We start from the raw sequence: 11956 nt of genomic DNA on the forward strand, positions 1-11956 counted from the left end.
AGCAGGGAGGCTGCCCCATGAAAGCATCACTGGTGCTGGCGATCATTTTTGTACTGCTGCTGGGCGCTGCGTTCTACATGTTCTATCTGGCGCTGAATCGTGGCGCCAGCGAGCGAGTGATGAAGCGCCTGCAGGTCGGGCAGACGATCGCGGTGAAAGAAAAGCCCGGTATCGAGTGGCTGGAACGTGCCTTCCTGCGCGCCGGGCTGGGCAGGCCCACCGAGCGAATCGGTCTGGCGATTACCTTGTGGGCCGTCTCGATGCTACTGGGCTACCTCATGGGCGACTGGTTCGGTTTCGGAGTCGGTCTGGTCGCAGCTCCATTGATGCTGCGCATGTTCATTTCCTGGCGCTATCGCAAGCGGGTACGGCGCATGATCGAGCAGTTGCCGCAGATGCTCGATCACACGGTGCGCAGCCTCAAATCCGGGCGGACACTGGCCGATGCGGTGTTGCACGGTATAGAGGCCGCAGACCAGCCGTTGCACGACGGCATGCTGCGGATCGAGCGCAACGTGCAAATGGGCGTCAGCCTGCCGGATGCTGCACGGGATTTTGCCGAGCTGTATGAACGAGATGAATTTCACCTGTTCGCTCTTGGGCTCAAGGTCAATCACCGCTATGGCGGTAACGCCAGCGAACTCATGGAGAACCTGATCAAGCTGATCCGCGAGCGTGAGCAGGCAAGCCGGCAGTTGCGTGCCATGACCGGTGAAACCCGGATGACCGCCATCGTGCTGGCGCTGTTGCCCATCGCGATGGTCGGTTATTTCATGCTGACCAATCCCGATTACCTGATGCACATGTGGCAAGACAGCGGCGGGCAGAGAATGCTGATCGTCGCGTTTGCCTTCCAGGTGATGGGTTGCCTGACGTTGTGGCGCATGCTGCGGAGTGTATGAGATGGGCCTGACTATCAGTGCAGTGATGTTTGTAGCAGCAGCCTTGTTGCTGTTGTCCAATCTGGCTCGCCAGCGTCGCAACGAGCGCCAGGTCGCCTTGCGGCTCAAAGGGCAGATAGTGCGTGAAAGCCGAATTGGCAGTTGGCTTCGACTGCTGGGCGATACGCGTCTCGGACAGCGCTCGATCAGCCTGGATACCGAAACCCAGATACTGCTCAACCGTATCGGTTGGCGCCGGGCCAGCAAGCGCTCGCTGTATGCGGCTTGCCAGATCGGAGTGCCCTTCGGGCTTTGCACGCTGGTGATCCTGCTTCAGATAGTGTTTTTCAATGCCATCGAGCAGCCGATTATGGCGCCGGTCTTTGCATTCGGTGTGGGTTATCTGATCCCTAAAAGGGCGCTGGCTGCCTACGCCAAGTATCGTCAGAAGCAAGTGGTGATAGAGATCTCTACCTTCATTCCGCTGCTGCGCATTCTCTTCGAGTCCGGCATGGCTGTGGAGCAGGCGCTGCGGGTGCTGAGCAACGAGGGCAAGGACTTGCTGCCGGTGCTGTCCGAGGAAATCCGGGTGATTCTGGTGCGAGTCGATTCCGGGCTGGAGCTGGGCGAAGAGTTGAGAAAGACCGCAGCCCTGCTGGCCGTGGATGAGTTCAGCGATACCTGCGTGATCCTCAATCAATTGATCCATCAGGGCGGCGGAGCCATGCGCTCCTTGCTGGCCCTCAAGCAATTGCTCGACGACCGTCGTCTGACGCGCTTGCAGGAATACATTTCCAAACTGTCGGCCAAAATGTCGGTGGTGATGATGGTGTTTCTGTTCCCCGCGCTATTGATCGTGCTGGCCGGGCCAGGATTTACCGCCATCGGTCATGCCTTGAGCAGCCGGTGAAACGTGCATGGATGAAGGAAAGTGTGCAATGAAAGCAGCGATGATCCTCTTGGGACTCTTGATGCTGGGTGGGTGCGCCAGTCACGGTGCCACGCCCTGGATGCAATCGGCGGCGAGTTGTCCCAAGCCGACATCGGATCAGGAGTTCACGCTGAATATGGCTCAGAACATGGCCGATGAAGGGCGTTTGCACGCCAGCCTGGCCAATCTCGAAACACTGCCTGACACCATCGAGGAAGTGAGACTGCGCAAGGCGCGGGTATTGCGTCTGCTGGGCAGTCGCGAAGCCGAGCCTCTGTATCGCAGCCTGCTGGGCACTTGTCGGGCGGCTCAGGGCGAACATGGCCTGGGGCAACTGGCGGCGTCCCGTGGCGACAATGTCCAGGCCCAGCAGCACTTGATGCGAGCCAGCAAGCTGGCGCCCACCGATGAAAAGATTCGCAATGATCTGGGGGTGGTTTATCTCAATCAACTGAAGCTTGAACAGGCCCGCTTCGAGTTCCTGACCGCCATCGAGCTTCGGCAGTCCGACACTTTGGCGGCGGCCAATCTGGTCACGCTGCTGATCTATCAGGACAACTGGACCCAGGCCGCAGAACTGGCTTCCCGTGCCGGGCTGACGGCACAGCAGGTCAGCGACGCTCAGGTCAGGGCCGAAAAACTGAAAACCCCTGTCGTCAGGCAGGCAATCCCGAAAGACCAGGTTGCGTCCAGTCGTCTATCCGAGGGAGCACACCCATGAAGCGCATCATCTTCAGCGGCATTCTGGTTTTTGGTCTGTGCGGCGATGCATGGGCCATCGACGAAGGGCCTTCATCGAAGGCGCAGAAGCAGACCGAGGCCTGGCTGCAATTGCAGGTTCACGGCAATGCGGCTTCGCCCACTCCGCAGACCGTCACGCCTGCCGAGCGTGATCTGAGCCTGCAGCGCTGGCTCGAAACCTACAAGCATGAGATCCCGGAATTTTACGAGCAGAAGGAAGGAGGGAGCGTCTCCTCGGGCGGGAAATAATCGGTTTCACGGCCTTTTCGCCAGCAAGCTGCCTTCCACAGCCATCGAGCTGACTTTGCTACAGGGCTGATATGCGTTGTCGATTGGGTGACAGGGCCAGCGCCAATTGGGTGCGGTTGTGCATGTGGGTCAGGCGCAGTACCTGCGAAACATACAGTTTGACGGTGTTTTCCGTGATACCCAGTTCGCAGGCGATCTGGTAGTTGGTCTGGCCCTTGCTCACCAGACGGGCGACGGCAAGTTGTCTGGGCGACAGTTGGGCGAAAAGCTTGCTCTCGACCTCAATGCTGTCCTGCTCCGGGGCGTCCTGTTTTTTATCCAGGTTCTTGTACAGGTCGTCGATGGATGCCGCCAGGTACTGGAGCTTTTCATTGAGCAGCCCCAACTGTTGCAGGTTTTTTTGCCGCTCCAGCAGCGCGAGCTCCTGGGTCTGGATACCCTGGAGCAGTTCGTTCAGGTCGACGGGTTTCTGGTAGTAGTCGGCGATACCGGCGCGCAGCGCCTTGATGACGTCTTTTTTCTCCGCAAACCCGGTCAGCATGATGGCCTCGAACAGGTGCTGCTTGCCGCCGGCCCGCTTCATGGCTTCGACCATCTCGATGCCGTTCATGTCCGGCATATCCAGATCGCACAGCACGATGCCGATGCTGTCGTCATTGCGAAACTGTTCGACGGCTTCGGCCCCCGAGTGGCAAGGGATGCAGTGATAGCTGTTGTTTTCGAGGAAGTCGCTCAGTTCTTCAACGATAAGAGGCTGGTCATCGACTACCAGAACTTTGACGGCTGAATACTTGTTCACGCGCTACTCCATGCCGGTGGGCCACAACTATTGCACTGAGGCCGGTCCCTATCAGCAAAACACGGTTTACAATTTACCGTAGTCGTACTTTCCGACTATGTACATAGCGTTATGTCTGTCATTCGACTAGTGGATGCAGAGTGCTGCCAACAGGAAGCCGACAAGTAAGAAGGGCGAGAAGGGATGTTTATTTGTCGCTTCGGCATTCATATAGAGATAGCGCTGCGCAAACCGTTGTCCCATAAGGGGCCAGACTTTTTGACGTATAGCCATCCATGTAAGCATGGCCAGTCCTGCACCGATGAAAGTACCCAGCAGATACAGGCTGCCGCTTGCCAGAGCCAGCGCTGACAGCAGCTTCACATCGCCTGCGCCCAGTCTGTCCATGGCATAGCCGGGCAGCGTCAGCGCCACCGCCAAGAAAAATGCCCAGCCCGCGTCTGTTGATTCATATCCCAGCCATGTATGGCCGCTATACAGCAGATAACCCAGCGCCAGGGCAAAGCCACCCAGGGTCAGCCAGTTGGATATCTGCCGTTGGCGGGCGTCCTGTTCTGCGCATATGGCGAACCATATGAGTAGGAAAAGTAATTCCATTGTATAAAAAACATCCTGTTTTTCTGAAAGAACCTATGCTGTCTAAAGGTAGTAAAGGTCAGAATGGACGTCGACATGCCAACAGCCTTTCGTAAATTCTCCCGGCGAAAACAGAAGGGCGCCGCTGCAATCGAGTTCGCGGTGGTGTTCGTTGTGTTCTTCGCTGTGTTCTATGGCGTGGTGAGCTATAGCCTGCCCTTGCTGATGGTGCAGTCTTTCAATGCTGCTGCCAGTGAAGCGGTGCGCCGCAGTGTGGCGTTGAGCCCGACCATTGCCAATTACGACACCTTGCTGGTTACCCAGGCTCGTACCGTCCTGACCAGCCAACTGGCCTGGATGCCTGCCGGGCTGAACTTCACTGCCTCCGACATGACGGTGAGTTACACAGCGGGCGTCCTGACGGTGAGTATTCACTATCCCAAGAGCAAACTGACCAGAATTCTTCCGGTGTTGACCCTGCCAGGAATCGGCGAAGTACCGAACCTGCCGACCAACCTTTCTGCTCGAGCGAGTCTGCAACTTGTCCCTTGATAAAACCCGTTTGAGTCGTTGGTTGGGGCGTTCCGATGCGCCGACGGCCCCGCAACCTGTGCCAGCGACAGTCGAACCCGAACCGATTGGCGCCGACCTCTATCTGCTGCTTGATGACGAAGGGCGTGTGCAGAGCGTCAGCCAGCACCTGCTCTCGCGTCTGGGAGTCTCGGCCCAGCATGTGGTGATGCAGCGCTTGATGAATCTGCTGCTGCCCAACAGCGCCCTGGTGATCGAAGGTGTGCCGTCCGAATGGGTAGGGCACATGCTGGATCTGGATTTCAAGAGTGCCGATGCCCATACCCTGCATGCCCGTGGCTGGGTTCAGGCTCATGGCAAGGGCTGGTTATTGCAGTTGCTGGATATCAGCGACCTGATGGAGGAGGCCAGCGCCGCCCGCATTCGTCAGCAATGCCTGCGCCTGGCCGGGCAGATCGCCGAAAAGATACGGGTCTGCACCCTGGAGCGACTGGCCGCGGTGGTGACCGAGCAACTGGAGGAACTGGCTCAGCTCTGGCACATCCCCTGCGTGGCTTTGGCGCTGCCGGAGATCAATGGCGTCGGCTGGCGAGTCTATGCCCAGTACCACGCCCATACCGCGCCGGAGTTGTGGCAGGTCGGTCAGCGGCTGGGAGTAGAGCTGGACAGGCTGGATGCCAACATCAGCCATCAACTGGCGTTTGGACCCGGTACGGGGTTTGCGCAACTGCAAAGCGCCTTCGGCAATGCCGACGGTTTTGTCATGCCTCACAGCCGTGATCGGGTGGCCAAGGCCTGGCTGATGTTCGGTTTCTACAATGCACAGCAGCAGGCGCCGGACCTGGGCGAGCGGGAGTGGCTGAACCTGTGCTCGGCGCTGGCCGGCCCGGTGCTGTTCCGCTTGTCGGAGCAGCATAACCGCCATCATGTCGAGCGGCTGGCGGTGCTTCAGGATTTGCTGGGCACCGGCTGGTGGGAGTTGTTGCCCGACAGCGACGAGATCCTGCTGGCCCCGCAACTGGCGCGCAGCCTGCGCCTGAGCGACAGGGTCGATCGTTTGCCACGCCAGGACTGGCTGGCGATGATTCACCCGGCCGACCGGCAGGAGCTGTCCACGCGCCTTGTCCTGTTGCGTGACAAAGGCACGCCTATGCTGCTGTGTGTGCGCCTGCTGCAAGCGGATCCCGCACAGGAAAATATCTGGTTCCGCATTCAGGGCCAGGCCTTGATCAGCGGTCAGGTGCAGCGGGTACTGGGTTTCATGCTCGACGTGAGCGATATCAAGAACCAGGAAACCGAAGCGGCTGCAGCCCATGCGCGGCTGGGTAACCTGATTGCCAGTTCGCCAGCGGTGATCTACGTCCAGCGCTATGATCAGGGCAACCTGGAACCGAGTTTCTTCAGCGACAGCCTCACGCCTTTGCTGGGCTGGACGCTGGCCGATTGCGTCGACGGGCAACTGGCCGGGTATATCCATCACGACGATCAGGACATCTGGTTCGATCGCAGCCGGCAGTTGCTGCGCGAAGGCTTTGTCAGCCGTCGTTACCGGCTGCGGGACAAGAAGGGCGATTATCACTGGCTGCTGGATGAGGCGCGGTTGCTGCGTGATGACCTCGGAATACCGGTGGAAGCCGTCGGGCTGTGGCTGGACGTGACCGACGCCACTCTGGCGGCCGAACAGGTTCGCAAGAGCGAAGAGCGCTACCGGATTCTGGTGGAAGACTCGCCCGCGATGATCTGCCGTTACACACCGGATCTGGTGCTCAGTTTCGGCAACCGTCCACTGGCCAATTATATGGAGTGCACGCCGGAGCAATTGACGGGTATCAATCTGGGCGACTGGCTTTCAGACGAGCAGCGCGAGGCGTTCAAGAAGCGTATTGGCCTGCTGACGCCTGAAGCGCCCATGAGCACAGAGGAAATCTGCATCGAGCTGCCCGGCCGTGAATATGCCTGGTGGGTATGGGCCGACCGGGGCGTGTTCGACGAGGACGGCAAGCTGATCGAGATTCAGGCGGTCGGGCGCGATAACACCGATGTGCGCCGCTCGCGGATGCAACTGAACCAGAGCGCGAAAATGGCGACACTGGGCGAGATGGCGACCGGTCTGGCCCACGAGATCAACCAGCCGCTCAATGTCATGCGCATGGCGGTGGTCAACGTGCTCAAGCGTCTGGGCAAGGGCGATATCGATATCGACTACCTCACCGAAAAGCTCAATCGTATTGACACCCAGGTTCAGCGCGCAGCCCGTGTGGTGGATCATATGCGGGTATTTGGACGCCGTTCCGAGATCGAAGAGCAACTGTTCAATCCGATTCAGGCCGTGGAAGGCACGATCTCGATGCTCTCTGAGGGCATGAAGGGCAAGGGCGTGCAGATCCGCATCGGAGAAATGTGCGCCACCGTGCAGGTGCGCGGGCATGTGGACCAACTGGAGCAAGTGCTGATCAACCTGATGGTCAACGCCCGGGACGCCTTGCTCTCGCGTCGGGAAAAGGACCGCGACTTCGAGCCCTGGATCGGTCTTGGCGTGGAAGAGGACGAAAACATCATTCGCCTCTCGGTTCAGGACAACGGCGGCGGTATCGATCCACGTTTGCTGGAGCGTATTTTCGAGCCGTTCTTCACCACCAAGCCGGTGGGCGTCGGCACCGGTCTGGGGTTATCCGTCAGCTACGGCATTGTCGATCAGATGGGCGGGCAACTGAGTGTCAGCAATGTCGATGAGGGGGCAAGGTTCCAGATCGAATTGCCGATTTTCAAACACACCTAAATGACCAGCGTGGCCTGACCGAAATTACAACTGAGGTTACCGCCCACCTCGGCGGGCGACAGGGTCAGGCCCAGCGCGTCAATCAGCGGGTCTACCACCGATGTCAGCAATGGCCTGAGGGTGCTGGCGACAATTCCATCCAGGCTGGTGGTGATTGCTCCCAGCAGGGATGCAGCACCGGTGATCACATTGCCCAGGCCATTGGGGCTGGTGGTCGACGGCCTGTAGACGCTGACTTTGGCGCCCGCAATGACGCCATCGAGCAATGTACTGGGAAGAATCACGGCGGCGGGGTCCGTGGGGAAGTGGGGGGCGCTGCTGACCTCTGGAAGGTTGGGTGAGCTGAAGGTGCTGTTGGTGGAGGACGAGCTTCCTCCCAGTGGCGACTGATTGACCGGATCAAAACTGATCCCTACGCCTCCACCGCCAAAGGGCACCCGTGTGGTGCAGCTACCCAGCAAGCCCAGGATTTTCTGGCAGGTCTGGGTACCGATATCGATTACCGGTATGGGAAGTGCGGTAATGGCGGAAGGGTCGGTGCTTGCTGGAAAGGCGCTTGCGGTGTCGATCAGGCCTATTTTGGTGCTGATCAGTGCCGTATCGGTATGAATGTTCAGGGCCTTGTTGGTGTTGCTTGTGCAGGTGTAGCCGGTGACGTAAGTGTCAGCGCTTGCCAGTGAAATGCTCAGGTCGATTCTGGGGCCGGCGCTTGAGGATGAGCTCGAAGTCAGCAGCTTGATGTCCGAGACCATGCAACTGGTCAGGCCGAGGGCGCAGGTGGTCGAGCCCAGCAACCCGGCGAGGTTCAGGCTCAGGGCGCTGTTGAGCACCGGCGTGAGGCTGCTGACCAGCGAGGTTGCCGTGTTGACCAATGGGGTAATTGCCCCGAGCACCGGCAAGTTGATCGACACCAGCGCGCGCATTTGCGCGGTGCGTACATAAAGTCTGTTGGCGCCGGTCTTGGGGTTGAGCGGGTCGATCTTGCTGGGGTCGCCCACCGCAGAAAGTTGCGGTGGCTCGATGACCTGAACCTTGGTGGTGACTTGCGCCAGCCCGGCCAGGTTGATCTGTGCGGCAGACGAAATACCGTTCTTGTCATTGGCCAGTTGTGCAATGCCTTGCACCAGGTCGAGCAGACGCAGGTTGGTATTGAGCGCCGCGATATCCGAACTGCCTTGTACCGACAGCAGATCCCCCAGCAACACAGTGGTCGCACCAGCGGCGACCTTCAAGGCTTTCAGCCCGGCGATGGTGGCGGTGGCGCTCAATGTCCCGGCAGGGTCCAGCACATTGATCGCGGTCTGGATCAACTGGCTGACCGCGACATTGCTGTTCAGTACGTCGGTGTAGCCGATGGCATTGATGTTCAGGTCGGTCTTGAGCCGGTTCAGGTAGCTGAGCATGCTCAGGTCGGTATTCGCGATGCCTTGCCAGTTGGCGACACTGAGGTTCAGGGTTCCGCCCAGCAGGCTGCCGATCACGGGGTTGAGAAGTGCGGCCTTGGTGCTGTCGATGGTCATCGCGGCGCTGCGGATGGTCAAGGCTGCCAGTGGCGGTGTACCTGCCGCGACCGCTATGGCACTGAGCTGAATGTTCGGCGGAGTCGGCGTCTTGTCGAAAATCGCAGCAATGCCCGCCGCGATGCTTCTGGGGACGGCATGAGTGGCGACGACCCTGATGGCCTCGGATTTGGTGGCGTCGGCAGTAAAGGTGCGTTTGCTGTCGAGATCAAGCGCCAGGGTGCCGCAGTTGATTGTCAGCGTGCGGTTGCCGTTGCCAGCCACGAAACTGTTCCGGGTTGCGCTCTGGTTGGCGAATGTGGAGGCACTGCTTCCTGGGCTGCAGGTGCCTTTACGGCCTGCCGCTTCCAGTGCGGCCATGTCCGCTATACGTTGCAGCGAGCGCTTTTCCAGATACAGCCTGCCACTGTCGATGACCAGCAACGTGCACAGCAGGGCAAAAGCCAGAGTCAGCCCTGCAAGCAAGCTGATGGCACCACGTTGCCGTGCCGGTAACCCGGCATAACGATTCAGGGGAGACATCAGCACTCCTTCGGCCAAGCCGTCGCTTACTCGCCTGTGTGCAAAGGAGTGTAGACAAGGCCTGGTCAGGCTGCCCGATGCGTGGGAGCGGATTCATCCGCGAAAACGGCTCAGCGAGGCGGATACTGCTCCAGAATTCTGGCCACTGTATTGCGCACGGCAGTGTCCCTGGCCGCCGGATTTGCTGCGTTGTCGCTCAGGATGCGTTCGGTGCTGCCGCGCCAGACCAGTTTGCCGTCCTTGCCGTCGAACAGGTCGATCTGCAAGGTCGTGACCTTGTAATCCACGCTGCGGGTTTCAGTCGGGAACGGACCGCCCCAATAGCCATAGCTGCCCCAGGGTCCCCAGCCGGCATTGTTGTTGGTGCTGACCAGTTGCTGGCGGTTTTCGACAATCAGCCAGGTCTGCACAAGCAGGTCGCCCCGGGTTCCATTGGGTGCCAGGCGCAGGCCGCGCTGGTCCAGTTGATCGCCAATCGACTGGCGAATGCGCTGTTCGGTCAGGTCGCTCTTGATGCGCGGGTCTTCGGGCTGATATTGAACGCCGGGCTCTTTCCAGCTCCAGCTGCGATAGCCGCCGAAATCCCGCTGGGCATCGAAGTCACGGTTGATCTGACTGGTCTGGCAGGCGGTGAGCAACAAGGCCAGTGACAGCAAGGCTAGGCGGCGAAACATGGCAGTTCTCCGAAAAGGTTACGAAGGGGGATACGCCGTCAAGGCTTGTTGCACCGCCTGACGCAAGGCTTTGCTGCGCGACGCTTCATCGTTACCGCTGCCGGTGTCTGCGCTGGCGCTCCATACCGGCTGGCCGGTGCGGGCATCGAGCATGTTGATCTGCACCACCATCACTTTTACCTGATAGGTGCGCACCACCGGGACGCTGGCGTAACCGCCATAGCCATTACGATAACCGTTGTAGCGGCCATAACCCATACCGCCGCCATAGTATGGGTCGGAATAGTCTTCACGCACCTGCCGCAACCGGGTTTCCTGGCGAATCGAGGCGCTGACGTAGACGTCTGCCGGCTGGCCATTGCGGTTGGGGCGCAGCCCGCGCTGATCCAGGCCATTGCTGACCGCATCCGCGATCTGTGCCGAATCCATCCACGCCGTTCCCGCTGGCAGATGACCGTCCAGCCAGGCCCAGTTTCGATAGCGGGCGTAATCTCGCGGCGCTGCCGGGTAGGCGCTCATGTCCACAGTGTTTGCCGCTTGCGGCGGGGCAGGCGGCAGAGGCGTGGAGCTGGCGACATAGGGGTTGTCGCTTTGGCAGGCACTCACGCTCAGGCAGATGGCGATCAGGGCGAGGCGGCGTTTCATGATGATCTCCGCGTGGTTTCAGACCGGACGGCATATCCAGTGCAGGTAACGACCCAGACCTGCAAAGCCCGGATGGCGTCGATGGGCCAGCTCCATCTCCAGCAGGTCCTGCAGTTCGGCCCGCGCCTGGAACTCGACCGGCATGTAATCGTGGAACACTCGCACGCCACTGCGGGTTTCGACCTGCCACAGGCCTTCAAGTTGCGTTGCCAGTTCCCGAGGGTCGAGGGGCTGTTGTGGCGTCAGGCTCTGTTTTTCGCCTGCCATGTCATTTTTGCGCATCTTGCGGAAGTGGCCCTTGAGCAAGTTGCGATAAATCAGCGCGTCCCGGTTATAGAACGCCAGCGACAACCAGCCATCGGCCTTGGTCAAGCGATGCAGCACCGGCAGGATGGCGTGGGGTTCGGCCAGCCATTCCAGCACGGCATGGCACAAAACCAGGTCATAAGGTTCGGTCAGTTGTCCGGGCAGTTCCTGCCAGGGAGCCTGAATGAAGGTTGCGTTCTGTCCGGCTTCGGCAAAGCGTTGGCGTGCGCCTTCGAGCATCGGTTCTGCCGGTTCGGCCAGGGTGACTTCATGACCGCGTTCTGCAAGCCATAGCGACATGTGCCCAAGCCCCGCGCCGATATCCAGCACGCGCAACGGACGCTCAGGCAGCGCCTCTGCAAGGTCCGCCTGCAGCACGACCAGGCGAATGGCGCCCTTGGCACCACCGTAGATCTTTTCCGCAAAACGGGTGGCCAACTGGTCAAAATGACGATCACTCACTTGGCGAATCTCCGCTCGCTGTCGGCCAGCTTGCTGCGCACGACTTCTTCCATGTCCAGCCCGAGCTCGCTGCACAGAAGCAGCAGATACAGCACGATATCGCCGACTTCCTGACCAGCATGGGCCAGTTGCTCCGGTGGCAGTTCGCGAGACTGGTCTTCGCGCAGCCACTGGAAGATTTCCACCAGCTCGGCCATCTCCACGCTGGCGGCCATGGCCAGGTTCTTGGGGCTGTGAAACTGTTTCCAGTCGTTCTGATCGCGAATGCGGTGCAGACGCCGGGTCAACTCGTCGATGTTCATGGTGTTCTCCTGAAGGCGCATAGCTTCAGGGGGAACCG

The 11956-nt window shown here is 59.8% G+C and carries 13 protein-coding genes; 6 read left to right on the top strand and 7 right to left on the bottom strand.

Annotation, left to right across the window (positions count from 1 at the left end; translation table 11 throughout):
- The first annotated feature begins 17 nt into the window (after window positions 1-17).
- From CKW23_RS21450 to CKW23_RS21465, 4 genes are read left to right on the top strand one after another with little or no spacing between them, the layout of a single operon-like run.
- Complete coding sequence (locus tag CKW23_RS21450; protein WP_095068304.1) at window positions 18-902, top strand: type II secretion system F family protein; 885 nt, start codon at window positions 18-20, stop codon at window positions 900-902.
- 1 nt (window position 903) lies between these two features.
- A complete protein-coding gene (locus CKW23_RS21455) occupies window positions 904-1791 on the top strand; it encodes a type II secretion system F family protein (RefSeq protein WP_025262121.1) in 888 nt (295 codons plus the stop codon).
- A 28-nt stretch (window positions 1792-1819) separates the two neighbouring features.
- Window positions 1820-2533, top strand: a complete 714-nt coding sequence (locus tag CKW23_RS21460; RefSeq protein WP_025262120.1) for a tetratricopeptide repeat protein — start codon at window positions 1820-1822, stop codon at window positions 2531-2533.
- A complete protein-coding gene (locus tag CKW23_RS21465; protein ID WP_025262119.1) occupies window positions 2530-2802 on the top strand; it encodes a DUF3613 domain-containing protein in 273 nt (90 codons plus the stop codon). Before CKW23_RS21460 ends, CKW23_RS21465 begins: the two co-directional genes overlap by 4 nt.
- Window positions 2803-2860: 58 nt before the next feature.
- Here CKW23_RS21465 and CKW23_RS21470 read toward each other — a convergent pair whose 3' ends face one another.
- Together CKW23_RS21470 and CKW23_RS21475 are read right to left on the bottom strand one after the other, a co-directional pair.
- Window positions 2861-3601, bottom strand: a complete 741-nt coding sequence (locus CKW23_RS21470) for a response regulator transcription factor (RefSeq protein ID WP_025262118.1) — start codon at window positions 3599-3601, stop codon at window positions 2861-2863.
- A 126-nt stretch (window positions 3602-3727) separates the two neighbouring features.
- Complete coding sequence (locus tag CKW23_RS21475; RefSeq protein ID WP_025262117.1) at window positions 3728-4198, bottom strand: prepilin peptidase; 471 nt, start codon at window positions 4196-4198, stop codon at window positions 3728-3730.
- 75 nt (window positions 4199-4273) lie between these two features.
- Between CKW23_RS21475 and CKW23_RS21480 the strand changes: the two genes are divergently transcribed.
- Together CKW23_RS21480 and CKW23_RS21485 are read left to right on the top strand one after the other, a co-directional pair.
- Window positions 4274-4729, top strand: coding sequence for a TadE/TadG family type IV pilus assembly protein (locus CKW23_RS21480; protein WP_025262116.1), 456 nt, complete (start codon window positions 4274-4276; stop codon window positions 4727-4729).
- Window positions 4719-7487, top strand: coding sequence for an ATP-binding protein (locus CKW23_RS21485; protein WP_025262115.1), 2769 nt, complete (start codon window positions 4719-4721; stop codon window positions 7485-7487). Before CKW23_RS21480 ends, CKW23_RS21485 begins: the two co-directional genes overlap by 11 nt.
- Here the strand turns inward: CKW23_RS21485 and CKW23_RS21490 are convergent.
- The 5 genes from CKW23_RS21490 to CKW23_RS21510 form a co-directional block, all read right to left on the bottom strand.
- A complete protein-coding gene (locus tag CKW23_RS21490) occupies window positions 7484-9529 on the bottom strand; it encodes a TadG family pilus assembly protein (RefSeq protein WP_025262114.1) in 2046 nt (681 codons plus the stop codon). The genes CKW23_RS21485 and CKW23_RS21490 overlap by 4 nt on opposite strands.
- A gap of 110 nt (window positions 9530-9639) precedes the next feature.
- Complete coding sequence (locus CKW23_RS21495; protein ID WP_025262113.1) at window positions 9640-10203, bottom strand: DUF4136 domain-containing protein; 564 nt, start codon at window positions 10201-10203, stop codon at window positions 9640-9642.
- A gap of 18 nt (window positions 10204-10221) precedes the next feature.
- A complete protein-coding gene (locus CKW23_RS21500) occupies window positions 10222-10848 on the bottom strand; it encodes a DUF4136 domain-containing protein (protein ID WP_025262112.1) in 627 nt (208 codons plus the stop codon).
- An 18-nt stretch (window positions 10849-10866) separates the two neighbouring features.
- Entirely contained in the window at window positions 10867-11616 is a 750-nt protein-coding gene (locus tag CKW23_RS21505) for a methyltransferase domain-containing protein (protein WP_095068305.1), read from the bottom strand.
- The gene (locus tag CKW23_RS21510) at window positions 11613-11918 is read right to left on the bottom strand and encodes a MazG-like family protein (protein WP_025262110.1); all 306 of its coding nucleotides are present in this window, start codon (window positions 11916-11918) and stop codon (window positions 11613-11615) included. Before CKW23_RS21510 ends, CKW23_RS21505 begins: the two co-directional genes overlap by 4 nt.
- Window positions 11919-11956 lie beyond the last annotated feature (38 nt).

Source organism: Pseudomonas sp. Irchel 3A18 (assembly GCF_900187465.1).
GTDB lineage: Bacteria > Pseudomonadota > Gammaproteobacteria > Pseudomonadales > Pseudomonadaceae > Aquipseudomonas > Aquipseudomonas cichorii.

Excerpts from the sequence above, each read along its gene's own strand:
- CKW23_RS21450 (WP_095068304.1), top strand. The coding sequence starts at position 18 with ATGAAAGCATCACTGGTGCTGGCGATCATTTTTGTACTGCTGCTGGGC.
- CKW23_RS21455 (WP_025262121.1), top strand. The coding sequence starts at position 904 with ATGGGCCTGACTATCAGTGCAGTGATGTTTGTAGCAGCAGCCTTGTTG.
- CKW23_RS21460 (WP_025262120.1), top strand. The coding sequence starts at position 1,820 with ATGAAAGCAGCGATGATCCTCTTGGGACTCTTGATGCTGGGTGGGTGC.
- CKW23_RS21465 (WP_025262119.1), top strand. The coding sequence starts at position 2,530 with ATGAAGCGCATCATCTTCAGCGGCATTCTGGTTTTTGGTCTGTGCGGC.
- CKW23_RS21475 (WP_025262117.1), bottom strand. The coding sequence starts at position 4,198 with ATGGAATTACTTTTCCTACTCATATGGTTCGCCATATGCGCAGAACAG.
- CKW23_RS21480 (WP_025262116.1), top strand. The coding sequence starts at position 4,274 with ATGCCAACAGCCTTTCGTAAATTCTCCCGGCGAAAACAGAAGGGCGCC.
- CKW23_RS21490 (WP_025262114.1), bottom strand. The coding sequence starts at position 9,529 with ATGTCTCCCCTGAATCGTTATGCCGGGTTACCGGCACGGCAACGTGGT.
- CKW23_RS21495 (WP_025262113.1), bottom strand. The coding sequence starts at position 10,203 with ATGTTTCGCCGCCTAGCCTTGCTGTCACTGGCCTTGTTGCTCACCGCC.
- CKW23_RS21500 (WP_025262112.1), bottom strand. The coding sequence starts at position 10,848 with ATGAAACGCCGCCTCGCCCTGATCGCCATCTGCCTGAGCGTGAGTGCC.
- CKW23_RS21510 (WP_025262110.1), bottom strand. The coding sequence starts at position 11,918 with ATGAACATCGACGAGTTGACCCGGCGTCTGCACCGCATTCGCGATCAG.